Source organism: Prochlorococcus sp. MIT 1306 (assembly GCF_047304515.1).
GTDB lineage: Bacteria > Cyanobacteriota > Cyanobacteriia > PCC-6307 > Cyanobiaceae > Prochlorococcus > Prochlorococcus marinus_D.
This window is the reverse complement of the sequence record NZ_CP138959.1, coordinates 2,149,501-2,169,190: the sequence shown is the minus strand read 5'-3', so window position 1 is coordinate 2,169,190 and position 19,690 is coordinate 2,149,501. Positions and strand designations below refer to the sequence as shown.

Sequence of the window (19,690 nt, the reverse complement as noted above, 5' to 3'; positions counted from 1 at the left end):
TTCGGTGAACTGTGATTTTGGCAATCTTGCGCTCTCGTTCTTCACTTTCGATTTCGTTTGACGTTCAACGAGGATTCAGCATGGGGATGATTGATTCTGACCCCGGGTTGTTTTGAAGACATTCCCCGCAGCTGGCTTTGATGAAGTGCTGGTGCAGGCGTGGGCCAGGCGGCACGTCGGTTTTGTCTCTAAGCGCCTTGAGGGGATCGCAAGCGAGCGGACGGCTGCCGTGGCGGTTCGCCTTGCGAAGGTTTTGGAGGCTTTCAGCAGCGAACGAGTCGCCACGCAACACTTTGCTTCCCTCACCGGTTATGGCCATGGAGATCAGGCCCGGGAGGTGGTTGATCGTGTATTTGCAAGGGTGCTTGGTGCTGAGAAAGCAGCTGTTCGACTCCAGTTTGTGAGTGGCACCCATGCAATTGCGACTGCGTTGTTTGGCGTTCTTCGACCTGGTGACCGACTCTTGTCAGTGACCGGAGAGCCTTACGACACACTTGAAGAAGTGATTGGTCTGCGTGGATCAGGCCAGGGATCCTTAACCGAATTAGGGATCTCTTATGACCAGCTGCCCCTCACGGCCGAGGGATGTGTGGATCTCTCAGCCTTGGAGCGCGCCTTGGAGGTGCCAACCAGGATGGTGTTGATACAGCGCAGCTGTGGCTACAGCTCGCGGTCATCTCTTTCGATCAAAGCCATTGGCGAGTTGTGTCATCGCATCCATAACTCTCAGCCTGGGTGTGTCTGTTTTGTCGACAATTGCTATGGCGAGCTTGTTGAGGATTTGGAGCCCCCAGCAGTTGGTGCTGATCTGATTGCGGGCTCTTTGATCAAAAATCTCGGTGGCACGATTGCTCCAACTGGTGGTTATGTCGCCGGTCGGGCTGATTTGGTGGAGCAGGCTTGCTGCCGGCTCACTGCCCCAGGGATTGGTAGTCAGGGGGGTACTGGCTTTGATCTTTATCGGTTGGTGTTGCAGGGGCTGTTCTTGGCTCCACAAATGGTGGCAGAGGCATTGATCGGAGCTGATTTGGTCGCGGGTGTGTTCGACACTTTGGGCTTTGCAGTGAAGCCCTCGATGGGAGCCTTTCGTAGCGATTTAATTCAGGCGGTGCAGCTTGGAGATCCTGAGGTTTTGAAAGTTGTTTGCAGGGCCTTTCAGGCATGTTCACCTGTTGGTGCCTATCTCGATCCTGTGCCGGCAGCGATGCCTGGGTATGCAAGCGATTTGGTGATGGCGGGCGGAACATTTATTGACGGCAGCACCAGTGAGTTTTCTGCAGATGCTCCCTTGCGCCCCCCTTACAACCTCTATGTGCAGGGAGGCACCCATCGCACACATGTGGAATTGGCACTGATCCGAGCTTTGGTGGCTTTGGTTCGCGCCGGTTTGCTGGATGTACCGCAGACTGGGTGAGCTTTGCCTCGCCAGGCTCGATGGCTTTCCAATTCCCCGACCACTTTCGGTTTGCCGATACCCATGAATACGCCAGTTTGGATGGTGATTTGGTGCGGGTCGGCATCAGTGCCTTTGCTGTTGATCAGTTGGGTGACATTGTGTTTGTGGATTTGCCGGAGGTGGGCGATCTGCTTAATCGCGGCACCACTTTCGGGTCCGTTGAGTCAGTGAAAGCTGTCGAGGACTTGCATGCTCCGATCAGCGGTGAGTTGGTGCGGATTAATGAGTCGGTGCTTTCCAGCCCGGATGAACTTCAAAATGATCCGCATGGTGAGGGGTGGTTGCTCGTGGTTCGCCCGGCGGACCCAGCTCAATTGCAGGATCTGATGGACGCAGCCACCTATGCCAACAAGGTGGCTGTCGAATAAATCAACGAAGCACCCGATGAAGTGCGATGGTTCTGAACCATATTTTCTAAACTTCTGTCCATCTTGTTGATGAATGTCCCTTGACCCTGCTTGAACAGCGTGCAGTTGAGGCTTCAAGCATTCAGTCTTCACCTTTTTTGGTGAGGCACATTGGGCCCAGCTTTGAAGACCAGCAGCAAATGCTGCTGGAGCTTGGTCATCGTGATCTTCAGAGCTTTGTTGCTGCTGTAGTTCCTCCAGACATTCTCGAGACAACGGCACCCACTAGTTCCCTTCCAGAGGGCTGTGGTGAAGTTCAGGCTATGGAGGAACTGCGTCTCATCGCGGCGGCGAATCGGGTGAGGCGTTCTTTAATTGGGCTTGGCTATTACGGCACAGCAACGCCTGCGTTGATTCAGCGACAGGTGCTTGAAAATCCTGCTTGGTATACCGCTTACACCCCTTATCAGGCTGAGATCTCTCAAGGACGGCTTGAGGCTCTGTTCAACTTTCAGACGCTGATCAGTGAGCTCACGGGGTTGCCGATCGCCAATGCTTCTTTGCTTGATGAGGGAACGGCAGCTGCTGAGGCGATGAGCCTCAGCTTTGCGATTTGCAAGCGCCCTCAGGCTCATCGTTTTCTCGTGGATGCGGAGGTTCTTCCCCAGACTCTTGCTGTGTTGAGAACTCGGGCTGAACCTCTGGGCATTCATCTCGAGGTGGCCGAGCCGATGACCTTTCAGTTTGATGCTGAGGTCTTTGGTGTTTTGCTTCAGTTGCCTGGACGTAGCGGCAGGCTCTGGGATCCGACGACCTCCATTCAGGCTGCTCATGAGGTAGGGGCCCTGGCAACTGTTGCCATTGATCCTCTTGCTCAGGTTTTGATTGCTCCAGTGGCTGAATTTGGAGCTGATATTGCTGTTGGCAGTGTTCAACGGTTTGGGGTGCCAATGGCCTTTGGGGGACCTCACGCCGCCTTTTTTGCCACCCTTGAGATCTTCAAGCGTCAGGTCCCCGGACGTCTAGTCGGCCAGTCTGTGGATGCTGAGGGGCAACCGGCTTTGCGATTGGCGTTGCAGACCCGGGAGCAACACATCCGCCGAGACAAGGCCACCAGCAATATCTGCACGGCGCAGGTCTTATTGGCTGTGATGGCGTCGTTCTATGCAGTGCACCATGGACCGGATGGGCTCGCTGCAATCGCTAGACGAGTCCTGCTTTTAAGGGCTCAACTGGAGAGGGGCTTGCACCAGTTGGGCTATCCAGTCCAGTCGATAGCTCGCTTTGACACGATTGAGGTGATCTGTCGCGAAGCTCCTGCTGTTCATCAGGCAGCCGCTTTGGCGGGATTCAACCTGCGGGTGTTGCCTTTGGGTGTTGCTCCAGAGGCAGCCCATGGATTTGGAATTAGTTTTGATGAGCTCAGCACCGATCAGGAGCTGAAGTCGATCCTCCAGATTTTGGCTGAGGCTGCAGGTCAACCTGTGCCAGTTCTCGAAGACCTTGGAAACCCTCACCTTGAGGAGCTTGTTGGCTTGCCGTTGCGCCAGCGACCTTGGTTGCAGCAGCAGGTGTTCCATCGCTATCACAGTGAAACCGAGTTGCTTCGTTACCTCCAGCGATTGGTGGGCCGCGATCTTTCATTGGTGCACGGGATGATCCCCCTGGGCAGTTGCACGATGAAGCTCAATGCTGCAGCTGAGCTGATCCCCATTAGTTGGAGGGAGTTTGCGGCGCTGCATCCTTTTGCTCCTCAGGATCAGTGTCATGGGTATCAGAGATTGGTTCAGGACCTGGAACATTGGTTTGCAGAAATTACTGGCTTTGCCGGGGTGTCTTTGCAGCCGAATGCCGGCTCTCAGGGGGAATTAGCTGGCTTGTTGGTGATTCGCGCTTGGCATCATTCCCGCGGAGAGCAGCAGAGAGATGTTTGCCTGATTCCCACCAGTGCCCATGGCACCAATCCAGCCACGTGCGTGATGGCCGGTTTGCGTGTGGTGCCTGTGGCTTGTGATGCAGAGGGGAATGTGGATCTCAACGATTTGGCTAGCAAGGCCGAGGCCCATGCTCCTCAGCTGGCAGCCCTGATGGTCACCTATCCCTCAACCCATGGTGTCTTTGAACCACAGATTCGTGAAATCTGTGAGCTCGTTCATGGTCACGGTGGCCAGGTGTATCTCGATGGCGCCAATCTCAATGCTCAGATCGGTTTTTGTCGTCCTGGGACTTATGGCGCTGATGTTTGTCATATCAATCTGCACAAGACCTTTTGTATCCCCCATGGCGGTGGCGGACCAGGGGTGGGTCCGATCGCAGTGGCTGCTCATTTGATGCCCTTCCTTCCAGGTCATCCCCTAGCTGTCTGCGGCGGCGAGCAGGGAATCGGCGCAATTTCGGCTGCGCCATGGGGAAGTGCAGGCATCCTGCCGATCAGCTGGATGTACCTGCGCATGATGGGTGCGGAGGGATTGCGGCAGGCCAGTGCTGTTGCACTGTTATCTGCTAATTACCTAGCCCATCGGTTGCATCCTCATTACCCGGTGCTGTTTCGGGGTCAAGCAGGGTTGGTTGCCCATGAATGCATCCTCGACCTGCGCCCCCTTAAGCGAAGTGCAGGCTTGGAGGTGGATGACATTGCAAAGCGGTTGATGGACTACGGCTTTCATGCCCCAACCGTGAGCTGGCCGGTGGCAGGGACTGTGATGGTGGAACCCACTGAGAGCGAGAGCTTGGAGGAGCTCAACCGCTTCTGCGACGCCATGATTGCCATACGGGAAGAAACGGCAGCGATTGAGTCAGGCCAGATTGATCCTCAGAACAACCCGCTGCGACGGGCGCCTCACACCTTGGCGGCCGTAACAGCAGAGGTTTGGGATCGTCCATATTCCCGCGCCGAAGCTGCTTTCCCATTGGCTGAGCAGCGCCAAAGCAAGTTTTGGCCTGCGGTTTCGCGAATTGATAATGCCTATGGCGATCGCAATTTGCTGTGTAGCTGCCCATCGGTTGAGGAGCTTGCTGATAACTCTGTTCTTAAACCTCCCCTGGTGTGAACAGATTAAAGGCAGTAACTTTTCACTGAAAACCGAATTTTTGGTTTTTAATTCAGCACATGTGGCAGTGTTTTGACCATACTGTCCCGCATCTGCACCATCGCTGGGGGGACAGCATGGATAGCGACACTTCATTGAACCAAGGAGATCAGTCCTCTAGGGGGGCTGGGTTAACTCTTCCTACCCTTCCAGATGGATTGGAATCAGCTCTGCTGCATGGACATACCTTGGCCGTTGATGGTACCAATGTGGTGCGTGTTCCTTTTGGTGTCCGTCAGCCACGCCGTCAACGACCTGATCGTCCAGAGCGATGGGCAACATTGGTGCTGCCATTTCAATCTCAAGGACACCCCACACCTCCTCCTCATGCTGCCTAATTGATCAGGCAGCATCAAACAACTTTGTTTGTTGAGAGAGACGCCAATCCAGCATCGACTTGACATCTGTCAAGGAACAGATTGGGGTGCGGAACGGCAACAAAAGCATTGGACTGCGTTCAGGTCTAACCAACCATGTTTGGTTGCTCTGTGGCAGGAGCAGAAAACCGCGGTATCGAACAGCAGCGTTTTGGCCAGGCTGAGATCCCATCGCGCCGAGGGCTGAATGCAATGACTTGTGCATTTCAAGCCACAATATCTAGCGTGCCAATCTTTTTTTAGATTATCTTTATGATTATGATTGCATCTGGCTTTTGTTGCTTCTAGACAGGGCAAGGCTTCTGGCAGGTCAGGCTTTTGCTCTCATTCTTAAGTTAGCAAAACCAGATTTTTTGCGTTTAAAGCTGTAGAGAGTTTCTTTTGTCAGAATCCATATCTAGTGTTCACTAGATTTAGTTCCTTTCGCAGTTCTAGGCCTTCGAACGGTCGTCGAGAAGATCCTTATCGAGGCTGTTGCAACAAAGGTGATTGGTTCGGATGGATCAAAGTTTGAGAGGTTGCATCTGCATCAGCAGGTGCACTAAGTCTCGAATGGATTCGTCTTTGGGGGGTTTGGCGTGGTTACTCATCAGCTGCCGTCCAAGCACTTGAGCGCCGAGGTGGCTGAGTTGATTGCGCAGGCTCATCGACATGCCCATGCCGCCCCCGCCGGAAAAGCTTGCCATTGCGATTGGCCTGCCGTTGAACAAACTGCGGAAGTCATCTCCTTGCACGGAGAGCCAGGCGACGGCACTTGTGAACGCAGGTGGAATCGAGCCGTTGTATTCAGGCGCGCAGATCACCCAGTGCGTGGCCGCGATCAGCTGTTGATGGAGTGGTGCTACACCGTCTGGCATTCCAGCTTCCTTTGCTACAGGGGTAAACAGTGGCAGGCCCAAGCTTGTGAGATCGAGAACCTTAGCTGTGTGGCACTGATGTTCAGCTTGAGCGGCGATGCGACGGGCTAGTTTTAAATTTTCGCCATTGCTAGCGGCGATGACAAGCAGATCGGGGGGGGGTGATAAGGCCATAAACCTGGTCTAACTCAAGAGATGCTGCTCTCACGCAACAAATTTGTACACGGTTTTGCAGCACCTCAGTCAATCTCAGGCCGCTTCTTTGAGTTCGGCTTCTCGGTAAGGCACGAAGTTGGCTTTTCGGGTGCCGCAGATGGGGCAGACCCAATCTTCAGGGATTGCTTCAAATGCGGTTCCTGCGGAGATTCCTGACTCGGGATCACCGATGGCCGGGTCATAGATCATCGAGCACACTTTGCAGATCCATTTACCAGGGACGGGTTGATCCGCTTCGCTTACGACGCCCTTGCCTTCCAGTGCTTTGAGGGCAAGGCCGTAACGCTCAGCATGATGTTGCTCGATTGGCACTAAAAAGCCGAAGTTGCTGGCTGCACGACGAAAAAGGTTCGCGTGTTGCTGAGACTCTTCGATCTGTTCGTTGAATTCTGCTTCTGCAGGGCTGTCTCTGTCCTGGCGGGCCTGAGTAGCGAACTCTGGGTACATGGTGGTGTACTCATAGGTTTCACCTTCAATGGCCAGCTCGAGGCAGCGGGTGAGCATCTTCTGCTTGTCAGCATTGTTGAGTGCGGCAGGATCTTCGATTAATAGCTCAGGATGGAGCAAGCGGAAGTGAGCGAAGGCGTGTTCTGTTTCCTGGGACGCAGTGTCGCGGAAAAGCTTTGCTAATTCATTGTTGCCAAGTTTTTTGGCAACGTCGGCAAAGAAGAGATATTTACGGTTGGCCATGCTCTCGCCGCCAAAGGCCGCTTCAAGATTGGCGTTGGTGGTGAGATTCATGAATGGAGGGATGCGCAATAATTGGCAGCGCAACTCATAATGAGCATGAGTTACATATGGGTCCTTTCTGCGCGAGTTTCTCGCAAGGCTGCTTCTTCAGTAGTTCGCCCCGCTGCGGCGCTGATGCACAGCCGTCGTGCCTTCTCGCTCAAGTAGGGCACCATGGCTGATCTCGGCATATAGCAGCCAGTGGTCTCCACATTCCATGCGTTGCTGTACGCATCCTTCAAGCCATGCCAGAGCATTTTTAAGCAGCGGTTGACCTGCGGGACTGGCGTCAAGGTCTAGCCCTGCGAACCGGTCTGAACCAGCTGGGAATGGTTGCAGGAAATGTTTCATTAGTTCGTGTTGCCTTCCTGCTGCCAACACATTGAGAGCGAAGTGGTCGCCCCGATGCAGCAACGCTTCAACGGCTCGGTCTTTGGCGACGGCCACGCTCAGCCCTGGCGGTGAAAAGCTGGCTTGGCTAACCCAGCTTGCGACCATTGCGCCGCTAAGCGCTGTATTCCCTTCCCCTTTACGAGCCGTCAAGATGCATAGTGAGCCCACTACCCGACCAAGGGCAAGCACGGCTGGATCGCTACGGCTTGCACTCATGCCACTGCTTGCTCGTGGTTGCTGACGCCGCTGTTCTTTGAGCAGGTTTCGCCCAAACAGTGTTCCTGTCTCTTCCAGGGTTTTCACCATGGCAGCATCGGGACTGAACTTCACTTTGATTGGCTCGAATCCAAAGGAGAAACCACCATCACGTAGCTTCTTTTCGAGAAGTTCCAATGCCTCTCCACTCCAGCCATAGCTGCCGAATATGCCTACCTTTTTGTTGCGGTCACCTTCGGCCAGCAAGGTTCCTAGGGCCGATACGATTGGTGTTGGTGCATGCCCTCCAAGGGTTGGCGATCCAATCAAGTAGGCATCGGCTTGTTGGATTGCTTTCACCAATTCATTCGCAGGTGTGAATTCGCAGTTGAGGCTTTCTACTTGAATACCAGTACTGGAGACTCCTTTTGCGAGTGCGTCAGCAATCGCCGCTGTGTTGCCGTAGGCGCTGGCGAAAAGAAGAACGACCTTTAAAGGGGCTTGTTGTTGGCTTTCACCCCAGCGGCGGTAGTCATTCAACAGGCTCCGCCAGCTCGTTTCTATGGCTGGCCCATGGCATGGGGCGATCGTGCGGATGTCTAGCTCTTCAAGCCGCTCTACTAAGGTATCTATCTGGCTGGCCATGGGAGCCATCAGGCAGTCGTAGAAATGCCTACGCTCCTCTTCGGTGCTGATGCGATTGGCTTCTGCCCATTCGCTTGTGCAGAGGTGGGCGGCGAATAGTTTGTCGCTCATCAACAAGCCAAGGCTTTCCTCGAAGGCCAGTAGGCCGCCTGGCCAGCGAGCTGTTGGCGCTGGTAGCAGCCACAATGCGTGTTCGTTGCTGAGGGAGAGCTTCTGTTCTTGTCGAACAATCTCAATGGATGGAAGAGACGGAAGGGATGACTCTTCCTGTTCATTGTTGTTGGGTGTTGCTGGTTTGCGTTGCTCCCAAAGCTCTCTGAGCAATTTGGCGCCGGGATTGGAACTGATTAATTCCAGCTTGGGGTAGGTGCTGGCTAGCTTTTTGAGTAGCGCAACTCGGTTGGGGTTGATGTGCCCAACGACCACCTTCAACGTCGTGGTATCTGAAGGTAGAGCCTTGGCGAGTGCCGGCATGAAAACCTCGGCATAGGCGTCGCCAGGGGGGTGTACCAGGACAGCCGCTTGAGGTTGCCCATATGAGTCGTCACCGGCAGAGAAAAGAAAGCTATTGGCGGTACTGCCTCGCTCCAGGGCATATTCCAGCTCAAAGCGCAGACGTTGTGGACTAAGGCCGCGCAAGCTGATCAGGCCCTTTTCGATTGGGAGTGTGATCACCGTTCGCTGCGCTGCAGCAGCAGGCTCGTGGATGGAGGACATCGACATCAGTAGTGGTTCCCTACTTTGCGGTGATGTACTGCTGTTTTAGCTTCAGCATCCGCCACATTGCCTTGTTCCACCAGGGCGTAGATGATCCAGTGATCGGGGGTTTCTAGTCGCTGTTTGACGAGGCAATCCAAGAAGGCCAGCGCATCCACGAGGACGGGGCCTCCTTTAGCAACTTTGTTGAGTACATTCACTCCTTCGAAACGATCGGCTCCGGGTGGGAAGCGTTTGAGGAATTGCCTTAGTAAGGGTTGATAGTTGTCTTCTCTTAATACGTTGATCACGAAACGATCCCCTACTTGCATCAGGGTTTCTATGGCTCTGTCTTTGGCTACTGCGACGGTTAGTCCTGGCGGTGTGAAACTTGCTTGACTTACCCAACTTGCGATCATGGCGCCACGTCGTTGGCTGGACTCTTCATCTTGGCTGGCGGTGACGACATAAAGGCCGCCACTAAGGGTACCCATGGCCTTGTCAAGTTCAGTATCTAGGCTTTTCATCGCCGCAATATTTTGCTTTTGGTTGAGCAGTTGTCCAAGGTCGGTACCAGCTTCTTCGAAGCGTTGGTAGACATTCCCGTCAGGAGCTTGCCGCACCCTTAAAGGTTCGAAAGCTTCTTTTTGCCCAAGGCTACGCAGCTGCGCTGCTACTGCATCAATTGGCTCATCATTGCCGCCATAGGCATCGTAAACGGCAACCCATTGCTTTTGATTCAAAGCTGCCAATAGGGTGCCAATTGAACTCTGCAGTTCTGCATCTGGTTGGGATGGCCAGGTTGGTACTACTACAGCCTTTGCTTCACCAATTAATGCGCTCAGTTCTTGGGCATCAGTGGCGCGAAGATCGACTAGTTGTACCTCGCCTTTGGCTTTGCCGATGCCGTGGGCAATGGCTTGGCTGAGCCGGTCGCAAAAGCCGTAATAACTGAGATAACAGATGGCTGCATAGCTTTCTCCTTGGCTTCGTTGGCTGCTCCAGTCGCGATAGTCTTCGACCCAAAGCTTGAGATGGTGGCGGAGTAGCGGGCCGTGACCAACGGCAATTGTGGTGATCTCTGGCAGCTGATCCATGCGCTTCAAAGCCTGGACAACACTGCGCGCATTGGGCCCCATCAAGCAGTCGTAATAGAAGCGGAAGTCTGGGGCCAGTGCGGAGGGGTCCTGGTCGAAGAGTTCTTCTGAGCAATAGTGCAGACCAAATGCATCACAGGTGTAAAGAATCCCTGTGGCGTGGTCGAAAGAGAAGATTGTGTCTGGCCAGTGCAGGTTGGGCGCACTCAGAAATTCGAAGCGGTGAGCGATACCGCTTGTTGAGTTAGTGCCTAGATCCAGTTCTTCGCCGCTTTTGACTTCTCGCGAGCGGAAGGGGCGATGCACCTGATCTTCTAGGAACTTGATGGCGACCTTCGAAGCAACGATTTCGATCTCGGGATTGAGATCGATGATCTGGCCCACTAGCCCGGAATGGTCGGGTTCGGTGTGGCTGATGATCAGATAGTCGATCGCTTTTGGATCGATTTGCTGCTTAAGCATCGGTAGCCAGGTGTCCTCAAACTTGAGGTGGTTGGTATCGATCAGTGCTGTCTTGGCACCTCTCACCAGGAAGCTGTTGTAGGTGGTGCCGTTACGGAGGCCGAACTCGATATCAAAGCGGCTGCGGTCCCAATCGAGGGCACGGATTGTGGTGGTGTCGCTAGCGATAGCTGCGCATTGCAGTGACAACCTTGGAGCAGTGCTGGCCGTTGTCACCGTGGTGTCTTTGCTCGCAACGTTCATGGACCCTTTACACCAATGCCAAAACTCTACGGAGGGTGTTCGGAGAACTGTGCTTTCTTTCAGGAGGCGGCAAGGTTGGGCAGCCAATCCACTAGGGGTGGGGCTGCAATGATCAGCACCAAGACAGCGATTTGCAGGCCCACGAAGGGCAGTGCACCCTTATAGATTTCTTGTGTGGTAATGGTTTTAGGGGCTACTCCGCGTAGATAAAAGAGTGCGAAGCCGAAAGGTGGAGTTAGGAAGGAGGTTTGCAAATTGGCGCCGATGACCACACCTAGCCAGATCAAGGCCTCGGGTCCAAGGATTTGGCGAGCTGCGGGCAGTAAGAGCGGAACGGCAATAAAGGCGATTTCAAAGAAGTCGATGAAAAAGCCGAGGCCGAAGATCGTGAGCATGCTCACGGCCATAAAACCAACCTTGCCGCCGGGCAGGTTCAGCAAAAGATCGGCAATGAGTTGATCGCCGCCTACTCCGCGAAAGACAAGGCTAAAAGCTGTTGAGCCCAGTAAAATCGCCATCACCATGGCGGTGGTTCGTAGGGTTTCATCGCATACTTTTGAGAGGCTGCTGCGGCTGAACCCTCCATTGAGCGCTGCTAGGGCCATGGCGCCAGTGGCACCAAGAACGCCAGCTTCGGTGGGTGTTGCGATTCCAAAGAAGATGCTGCCTAGCACCAAGAGGATCAGGCCTAGGGGCGGGATGATCACACGCAGCAGTTGGCCAGGTTGCATGGGGATCAGGTCTGCTGGATTCAGTTGGGGGGCGAGATGAGGTTTGAGGTGGCTGATCACGAGCACATAAGTGGCAAATGCACCAGCCATGAGCACCCCTGGAATCAGTGAGCCGAGGAACAGATCTCCTACTGAGACACCCAACTGGTCGCCGAGAACCACCAAGACAATGCTGGGTGGGATGATCTGGCCAAGGGTGCCTGAGGCAGCAATGACCCCCGTGGCAAGTGAGCGGTCGTAGCCCGCTCTCAGCATGGCCGGTAGAGAGATCAGCCCCATAGTGGTGACTGTCGCTGCTACGACTCCGGTGGTGGCAGCGAGCAGTGAGCCGACTAGCACGACCGCCAGGGCTAGGCCACCGCGCAGTTTGCCGAGTAGACGTCCCATGCTCTCGAGCAGTCGCTCTGCAATACCTGATGTCTCGAGCATGGCGCCCATGAACACAAACGCCGGAATGGCCAACAAGGTGAAGTTGGCCATGATCCCCAGGATTCGCTGCGGCAGAGCGGTAACGAACAGTGGATCGATCACACCAAGAGCCATGCCCAGCAACGCGAAGATCGCGGCAATGCCACCGAGGCAGAAGGCCACTGGATAGCCGCTCAATAGGGCGAAGACCAGGGCTATAAACATCCCAGGCCCAAGTGTGGTGGCGGGATCGAAACTGATCACATGGTCGAGTAGTTCAATCTCAATCAAGGCGATCTCCGCCCTGTTCCGCTTCAGGGTTGAATGGCCTAAATGTTTGGGCTTTTAGCTTTGCCCAGGCTCGAATGGCTTCGGCGACGCCTTGTAGGGCCAAGAGTAGGAAGCCCAATGGGATGAGGGATTTAACCCAGTAGCGCGGCAGGCCGTTGGGGTCGGGTGAGGCTTCGCCGATCCTCCAAGACTGCAGGGCGGGTTCGAGCGAGATCAGCATCACTCCAAGGGCAAATGGCAACAGGAAGACCAGGGTGCCAAGCAGCTCCATACGTGTTTGGTGCTTTTCTCCCCAGCGGCTTTGCAGCACATCAACCCGCACATGCCCATGGCGTTGGAGGGTCCAGCCCAGTCCCAGTAGGAACACCAGATCAAAGAGGTACCACTGCCCTTCGATGAGACCGTTGGAGCTGAGATTGTGGCCGATGGACACACCCAGATAGCGCCCCACAACGTTCCAGAGCCCTAATCCCAACATCATCAACACCGACCAGCGAGCAATGACTGCAAAGGCCTTGTTTAAGGCGTCAATGCGTTCTGCTAGGTCTAGCCAGCGTCTCATCAAGTTCCTTGCAGCTGGTCGTAACTGAAGCGAGCGAATGAGAACTCATTGACGTTGTTCCAGGCGTAAACCTCTTTGCGGAAGCCTTGCCATTGCTGAAGCAGGCTGCGGAAGCTGGCATCTTTCGCGGCGGTATCGCTATAGAGCTGGAAGGCTGCTTCCTGGGCAGCTTTAAGGATGCTTTGGTCATAGGGAACCAGCTCGGTGTTGCCCTTTAAAAGCCTTTGCAGAGCAGCCCCGTTGAGGTTGTCGTATCGGCTGAGCATGGTGAGGTTGGCTTCGTAACAGGCGGTGTTGAACATCGCTTGATATTCGCTCGGCAGCTTGCTCCAGGCTTGTTGGTTGACCAGAGCGGCAAGGGTGGGGCCGGGTTCCCACCAACCTGGGTAGTAGTAGAAGCGTGCGGCTTTGGCTAGGCCAAGCTTTTCGTCATCGTATGGGCCGGTCCATTCAGCGGCGTCGATCGCGCCACGCTCTAGAGCCAGGTAGATCTCTCCACCAGGCAAAACCTGGACGTTCACACCCAGCTGGGCAAGCACCTTGCCGCCCAGGCCAGGGATACGCATTTTGAGTCCCTGTAGAGAACTGAGGCCCTCGAGTTTGCGCTTGAACCATCCGCCCATTTGTGCACCGGTGTTGCCAGCGGGGAAGCTGATCACTCCGAAATCGGCATAGAGGTTGTTGATGGCGTCGTTACCGCCTGCTTCGTAGAGCCAAGCGTTCTGTTGTTGTGCGGTAAGGCCAAACGGTACGGAAGTGCCGAAGGCAAAGCCGGGATTTTTGCCAATGTAGTAGTAACTGGCGGTATGACCGCACTCGACGGAGCCCGCCTGAACCGCATCAAGGACTTCTAGGCCTGGTACGAGCTCGCCGGCCGCATAGGGCTTGATTTGGAAGTTGCCTCCGCTTAGTTCATTCACCCTTCTGCTGATTGTTTCGGCCCCGCCGTAAATCGTGTCTAGTGAGGGGGGCCAGCTGGTGGCCATTCGCCAGCGGATCTTGGGATGGCTGCTGTTACTGCCGCTTTCTTCCTCTCTACGGATTGTGCAGGCACTGAGAATGCCTGCGCCGACGGCTGCTGAGACAGCCGTAGCACCAGACCCGAGTAGTTTTCGACGTTGCATACAGTTCTCTGGGTCGCTGCGATTTTACGGCGCCTCTACAAGTTCAGAGCAACGATGTCAGTTGAAGAATGAAGCTTGGAGTTGCTTTTCGGGCTAGGGCTGGTCTCAAAGAGTACGCCTCCACAACATTGAGCCATGCTTAAAGGGTCTTGTTGGTATCTCACGTCGTTCTTCAGCTGAACCGTGTTGGCGATGTGATGCTTGGTTTTTGGCGACGCTGATCTCGAGAATCGCACTGCGCTAGGCCACTTTTGTCTGTTCGCGCTCTCGCCCTTAGGGCCAGTGGCAGTGATGATGCAAGACCCCATAGCAGAATGTTTTGAGCCGTTCATGGCTCAAAATTTTGACAGCAGGATCAGAGACTCTTTGTTGTTATTGGTCAGCGAAGTGTTTTTATCTTTGTTGCGCCCTTAAGCATTGAATATCAGGGTCAGTTTGGTAGTTTTTTAAACTCATGGCGGCTTGGCCTAAATCCGACCGGTTAACTGAAATTGCGTAACTTTCATTTCTGTTTGCACAATTTCAGTTGTGGTAATGGGCTGGGATGTGTCGAGTGGTTGTTTCAGGCGTTTGAATAACGCAAAGGAAGATTGGTTTTTGATCAGAATTCTTGGATTCTCAAAATAGAAAATATTCAAGGCTTAGTGATTAAGGCAAAGTTGACATGCGTATTTTGCCTAAATTTCATGCATCAAAATTCATGTATCAAAAAAATGGACTATGCCTATCGGCTGATGATCCCCTTAATTTTTTGCATGAACTTGGTTGCAAGGTAGCGTCAATTTTTGATTGTTAATGGGCTGGTGTGCACTCACAACCAATACCAGCTGCCGATCGCAGCAGCTTGGCCGATGCGTAGACCTTCTTGATTCCATAGGGTCCATATACGTGCGTTCTTGATTAGAAACCTTCGCCCTTCATGGTTAATACGGATCCCTTGATAGCCCTTGATTGCATCCTGTTGGAGCGCTTTGTCTAAGGCATTGGCGCGTGCATCTTGTTCGCTGGTTGGTGCTGTCAAGCGGGAAGGCATGCCGACCATCTCTGCCCAGCGCCGTCCCCACAGCTGAAGTGCTGCAGCATTGGCATAGCTGAGATTGGGATCGTGCCCGTCACTATGGGCCAGTACGGGCTGTCTTGAGGCAAACAGTTCCTGGCTGGCAAGACGTTGTGAAGGCTGCCGCCGCTCACATGCCAGAAGTGGGTGATTGAAAGCTTGTTGGTGAGAGATTAAAAGCAGGTTGACTAGCTCCTGCTTCTCCGAAGATAGCCAGGGGGCTTCAGCCACCCGTCGCCATTGCCTGAAGCATGGCTTGCTGGGATAGGGCTTGTCCCTGCTCCCTGAGATGATTCAGAAAAGTCTGACGGGCTTTTGGGAAGCGGGGTTCTTCGGCCAGGGGTAGATCACCTGCTGCATCGAGCCCTGTGTCGCCTTCCATGGCTGGAGTAATCACCACCAGATCGGCATCGAGGCTGGAGTCGTAGCGCCACCATAAGCTCGGGTCCACAACGGCGGGATGGGGTGGTACAGGCAGGTCGTCGCTGCTGGATGGCTCAGCAGGAACCTCATTCTTTGCGGCAGCTGTTTCTGCCAGTTTTGCGAGTGCATCGCGCCGTTGTTCGGCTAGATCCGCAAGCAATTTGTTGCGGGTGCGACCGCGTAGCTGAAACAGTACAAAGGGATCTTCGCTGAAGCGATCCCCCATCAGGAAATAGATGGCGCTGATGTGTTTGCAGGGATTGGCTTTATCTGGGCAGCTGCATTCACTGCGGACTTCCTGCAGCTTGAAGGGAAAAAGACGTCGACCACTGGCTGCAAATGCCCGCTCGATGTCTGCCGGCATGATCCCTGCCAGTAACTGGGCAGACCAGCGCGCTTTCTGTGTAAGGGCTTCCAGTACATAACCCCAGTCTTCGTCGTTGAGGACATCAAGCCAGAGTTTCACCTTGTAGGGGTCTTCACCGGTGCCCTGGACGCGGGCGTGTACTCGGCGACCCTCGAAGCGTATTGAGGTGACATTGCCTTCTCTGGCGTAGGTCCAGGCACGCTCAAGTCGCTTTTTGAAGCGGTAGGAATTAATCAATTCCATCCATTGCTCCACCCACCAAGGCTGTTGCCCTAGCCCCTCTTCCCCTAGGGCGGTTGTGATGCTGGTGTTGTTGGTGCTGCTTGTCATGAGGTCATCTTTGAATCAGCTGTCTTCTAGGGCCACTAGTTCGCGCAATTGACTGACGCCTAAGCCACCTAACCAGTCTTCTCCAGAGCCAATGATGTCTTCGGCAAGTCTAGATTTTTCGCGAATCATGCGATCAATTTTCTCTTCAACTGAGCCGCTGGTGATGAATTTGTGCACCATCACCCGATTGGTTTGCCCGATCCTGTAAGCGCGATCAGTGGCCTGGTTTTCTACGGCAGGATTCCACCAGCGATCAACATGAAACACATGGCTAGCCCGCGTCAGGTTGAGGCCTACACCACCGGCTTTGAGTGACAGCAGGAACAGTTGGGGTCCACGTGGATCCTCCTGGAAGCGATCAACCATGGCCTGACGTTCAGTTTTGCTTGTGCTGCCGTGCAGGAAGGGAACTTCAAAGCGCCAGCGTTGTTGCAGGTAGGCCTTAAGGAGATGACCCCATTCTGCGAATTGGGTGAATAACAGAGCGCGATCTCCTGCCTCGATTACTTCTTCGAGAATTTCTTCTAAACGCAGCAGCTTGGCGGAGCGGTCCATGAAGCCTTTGGCAACGGTTTGTTCTTTGAGGGCTAGGGCGGGATGGTTGCAGATTTGCTTCAGTCGGGTAAGCAATCCGAGCACCTTGCCATGACGTTGACCCCTGGGTGCGCGGGCAATGGCCTCCAGTGTTTCATCCACTGTGTTGCGATAGAGGGCTGCCTGTTCTTTGCTCAGCCCCACCCATTCGCTCAGCTCTACTTTTTCTGGTAGGTCGGAGATGATTGCCTTGTCGGTTTTTAGTCGTCTCAGGATGAAGGGACCAACACGGCCCTTGAGGTCTCGCAGGGAAGACATGTCGCCATAGCGCTCAATTGGCAGCCGGTAGCGCTGGCGGAAGAAGTCTTCTTCACCGAGAACCCTTGGGTTGAGGAAGTCCATCAGTGCCCAAAGTTCACTGACTCGGTTTTCGACGGGTGTGCCGGTAAGAGCAATCCTGAAGCGATTGTTTTTGTCTGGGCGACCCATATCGCGTGCTGCTTGGCTCTGTTTGGCGTTGGGGTTCTTAATGGCTTGGGCTTCATCGATGACCACTCCTTGCCAGTCGACCGTTTCAAGGAGCTCACTATCTCGTTGCAGGAGCCCATAACTGGTGAGAACGAGGTCTAAGCCTTTGAGTGCTTTCTTTAAGGCGGCGGGGGTAGAGGGCCGACGCGGCCCATAGTGTTCGCGGACGTTTAACTCTGGTGTGAAGGCCAATGCCTCTCTCTTCCAGTTGGTGAGTACGGACGTGGGAGCGATAAGCAATACCGGCCGTTTGAGTTCCTGTTCCGCCTTGAGGTGTTGCAGGAATGCCAGTAGCTGGATCGTTTTGCCCAGGCCCATGTCGTCGGCCAGGCATGCCCCTTGATCGAAGCGATGCAGGAAGGCCAGCCAACCCAGACCCCTTTCCTGATAAGGCCTTAGCTGACCGCAGAAGCCTTCGGGAGCAGGGAGGGGGTCTGGTGCTTTTTGCTGGTGGTACTGCTCCAACACCGCCTGGAGTCGTGGACCGGCCTCAAAGCGGTGAACGGGCAGTCTCATCAGCGTGTCGCCATCGGTTGCGGTAAGGCGCAGGGCATCGTCGAGGCTGATGCCTGGATTGACGCTGCAGAAGTGTTCCGCATGTTTGAGATCGTTGGGGCGTAATTCGATCCAGGCGCCCTTGTGGTTGACAAGCGGGCTGCGCTTGCTTGCTAGTCGCTCCAGTTCGCGAAGCGTCAGGGTGACGCCACCGATCATGAGCTCCCAACTCCAGTCGAGGGTTTCGCCCAAAGTGAAACCTCTAGATCTCTCCGATAGCTCCGCCTTGATTGCTAGGCCTAGGCGACTGGCCAGCCCTCCCGAGAGGCTGGCAGGCAATTCCACGCCAACGCCAACATCACGCAGTTGGGATGCTGCAGTGCGCACCAATACAAAGGCTTCAGCAGGGGTGAGCTGCATTGCTTCTGGTGTGGCGCTGTCGAGGCCTCGTTCGATCGGTGCAAACACCGTGAGGGCTCGCCCCATGCCTTCCAGTAGAACCTCGCCCGGATGTTCCACACGGATTTCGCCTAGTTGCAGGACCTTGGGACCAGCTGCCCAGGCTGCTGCGGCCGGTACTTTGATCGTGGGATCAGCCTCAGCCTGTAAGGAGAAGCGCAGCTCCCAGAGGTCTTCCCCTTCGCCGGGAGTGAAGAGTTCTAAGCAGGCTCTGGCTGGTGCGACGTTGCCAGCGACGCCTTCACGCCAATGGTTGCTTGCTGTAGCTAGACGTTCGGCTTCCTCATCGGGGAGGTTGATCACGCCGCTGTCGGACCCCAGTGCTTCCTGCCAGGCTGTGAGCAATGGGTCTAGGCCTTGCTCACTCGCTTCAAATCCGGTGCGCAGTTGGGCATCCAAGAGTTCTTCCAGCAAGCTGGCTACGCGAAGGCGACCGCTGCGGGGTCGGCATGAAGCCACAGGGTTAGCGGCTCGCATCGCCTCTGGTCTTAGGCGGGTCATGCGGTTGCTACGCCTTCCGGTGGGCTCCCGCCAGGGGAGGGCGCAGGTGGCCACTAAGGGAAGCTGAGCGGCAAGGTCTTCGAGGCGCCGGCGATCATCTTCACGGTTGAGTAGCGGTGTCCAGCGTGCTCGGTGGGGATAGCCCTCTCCCTTGCTGAGTTCCACCTGGGGTAGCCAACGTCCGCGAGCAATCATGCTCAGGGCCCAGCGCTGTAGATGGCTCCACCAGCGCAATTCATCGGCCAGATCAGGATGATTTCCTGAAAGAGGCAGTTTCGAAAGCCAGGCCGTTGCGGCAGCAGGTTCCACTGCCAGGCCTTGCACCTGCCAGGGCCACCATTCCGTTTGTTTGGGAATGGGTTCGCCTGCTTGTAAGGGCAGTCCTGTCCAACTTGTTTTGTTGTCTTTGCCTTCGTCGGATTCAGTGGATACGTTCTTGGTTTTGTTGCGCGGTTTAACTGTTCGGCTAGGCAGGGTCAGACATGCTGTGGCGTCGATAATTTCATCAGGCAGTAGATCGCGCTCAATGAGCCAGGCACGTAGATCGTCTGGGCTGAGGGTGAAGGGGTGGAGTGCGGGAGTTGCTGCTGGTCCTGCTGGGGTAGCGACTCGCCAGGTATCTGCCCACACAAGGAGCGCAGGGCGACCGGAGCTGGTCGGAGTACGGATGGCTGGAAGCCAGGTGGCGTGCAGCAGGCTCATGGCCGCGACGCAAAAAGTATGTGTTGGGTTTCTTGGAGCAGGAGTGCACTGCCGATCAACGGCAACCATCCACGCAGGAGTTCCACAACCAATCATGCCAGGGCGCCGGTCCCCTAGCTATGGCCAGCTGCTTTGAGGGGGTGCGGCTGTGGATTGCGCAAGCTACAGCTGCCATAGAGCAAGCCCAAGCCTTAGGAGCGCAAGTCCATTGCCAGTTTGAAGGGCAGGTTTAACAGGGCTGAACGCATGCCTGAAGTTGGCATTGCCCAAGCGAATGCAAATACATCTGGGCCCGAACCATTGGGTTGGTTGCGGTGGCGGGCAACGTCATAGGGAGGTCCAAAGGCGATCATGGCTGGTGGATCCTTGTTCCACG

16 protein-coding genes are annotated in these 19,690 nt (G+C 54.9%); 4 read left to right on the top strand and 12 right to left on the bottom strand.

The window, feature by feature from the left end; translation table 11 throughout:
- The first annotated feature begins 112 nt into the window (after positions 1–112).
- The 4 genes from SIB74_RS10840 (at position 113) to SIB74_RS10825 (ending at position 5,230) form a co-directional block, all read left to right on the top strand.
- Positions 113–1,414 carry an aminotransferase class I/II-fold pyridoxal phosphate-dependent enzyme gene (locus tag SIB74_RS10840; RefSeq protein WP_063396627.1) on the top strand — a complete coding sequence of 434 codons (1,302 nt, stop codon included), beginning with the start codon at positions 113–115 and terminating at the stop codon, positions 1,412–1,414.
- Between the two features lie 20 nt (positions 1,415–1,434).
- Complete coding sequence (gene gcvH / locus SIB74_RS10835; protein ID WP_011827462.1) at positions 1,435–1,824, top strand: glycine cleavage system protein GcvH; 390 nt, start codon at positions 1,435–1,437, stop codon at positions 1,822–1,824.
- 80 nt (positions 1,825–1,904) lie between these two features.
- Positions 1,905–4,853 (top strand): aminomethyl-transferring glycine dehydrogenase, encoded by a 2,949-nt coding sequence (gene gcvP, locus SIB74_RS10830; RefSeq protein ID WP_063396628.1) that lies wholly within the window; start codon positions 1,905–1,907, stop codon positions 4,851–4,853.
- A gap of 116 nt (positions 4,854–4,969) precedes the next feature.
- A complete protein-coding gene (locus tag SIB74_RS10825) occupies positions 4,970–5,230 on the top strand; it encodes a hypothetical protein (RefSeq protein ID WP_063396954.1) in 261 nt (86 codons plus the stop codon).
- A gap of 4 nt (positions 5,231–5,234) precedes the next feature.
- On the opposite strand, the gene SIB74_RS10820 is transcribed toward SIB74_RS10825, so the two are convergent.
- From SIB74_RS10820 to SIB74_RS10765, 12 genes are all read right to left on the bottom strand, one after another.
- Positions 5,235–5,441 carry a hypothetical protein gene (locus SIB74_RS10820; protein WP_063396955.1) on the bottom strand — a complete coding sequence of 69 codons (207 nt, stop codon included), beginning with the start codon at positions 5,439–5,441 and terminating at the stop codon, positions 5,235–5,237.
- Between the two features lie 331 nt (positions 5,442–5,772).
- The gene (locus tag SIB74_RS10815; RefSeq protein ID WP_063396629.1) at positions 5,773–6,300 is read right to left on the bottom strand and encodes an NADPH-dependent FMN reductase; all 528 of its coding nucleotides are present in this window, start codon (positions 6,298–6,300) and stop codon (positions 5,773–5,775) included.
- 75 nt (positions 6,301–6,375) lie between these two features.
- Positions 6,376–7,083, bottom strand: coding sequence for a rubrerythrin family protein (locus SIB74_RS10810; RefSeq protein WP_063396956.1), 708 nt, complete (start codon positions 7,081–7,083; stop codon positions 6,376–6,378).
- Between the two features lie 96 nt (positions 7,084–7,179).
- Positions 7,180–9,027, bottom strand: coding sequence for a diflavin flavoprotein (locus SIB74_RS10805; protein ID WP_063396630.1), 1,848 nt, complete (start codon positions 9,025–9,027; stop codon positions 7,180–7,182).
- Positions 9,027–10,802, bottom strand: coding sequence for a diflavin flavoprotein (locus SIB74_RS10800; RefSeq protein WP_063396631.1), 1,776 nt, complete (start codon positions 10,800–10,802; stop codon positions 9,027–9,029). The genes SIB74_RS10805 and SIB74_RS10800 overlap by 1 nt, the downstream gene beginning before the upstream one ends.
- Before the next feature lie 59 nt (positions 10,803–10,861).
- Positions 10,862–12,232: a TRAP transporter large permease gene (locus tag SIB74_RS10795; RefSeq protein WP_082818514.1), complete on the bottom strand. Its 1,371-nt coding sequence runs from the start codon at positions 12,230–12,232 to the stop codon at positions 10,862–10,864.
- Entirely contained in the window at positions 12,225–12,794 is a 570-nt protein-coding gene (locus tag SIB74_RS10790; RefSeq protein ID WP_063396632.1) for a TRAP transporter small permease subunit, read from the bottom strand. Before SIB74_RS10790 ends, SIB74_RS10795 begins: the two co-directional genes overlap by 8 nt.
- Positions 12,794–13,918, bottom strand: a complete 1,125-nt coding sequence (locus tag SIB74_RS10785; protein ID WP_063396633.1) for a TRAP transporter substrate-binding protein — start codon at positions 13,916–13,918, stop codon at positions 12,794–12,796. The genes SIB74_RS10790 and SIB74_RS10785 overlap by 1 nt, the downstream gene beginning before the upstream one ends.
- Positions 13,919–14,729: 811 nt before the next feature.
- Positions 14,730–15,206 carry an MEKHLA domain-containing protein gene (locus tag SIB74_RS10780; protein WP_063396635.1) on the bottom strand — a complete coding sequence of 159 codons (477 nt, stop codon included), beginning with the start codon at positions 15,204–15,206 and terminating at the stop codon, positions 14,730–14,732.
- Entirely contained in the window at positions 15,199–16,095 is an 897-nt protein-coding gene (locus SIB74_RS10775; protein ID WP_063396636.1) for an SWIM zinc finger family protein, read from the bottom strand. Before SIB74_RS10775 ends, SIB74_RS10780 begins: the two co-directional genes overlap by 8 nt.
- Before the next feature lie 15 nt (positions 16,096–16,110).
- Entirely contained in the window at positions 16,111–19,314 is a 3,204-nt protein-coding gene (locus SIB74_RS10770) for a DEAD/DEAH box helicase (protein ID WP_063396637.1), read from the bottom strand.
- 191 nt (positions 19,315–19,505) lie between these two features.
- Complete coding sequence (locus SIB74_RS10765) at positions 19,506–19,667, bottom strand: hypothetical protein (RefSeq protein WP_156486159.1); 162 nt, start codon at positions 19,665–19,667, stop codon at positions 19,506–19,508.
- Positions 19,668–19,690: the final 23 nt, after the last annotated feature.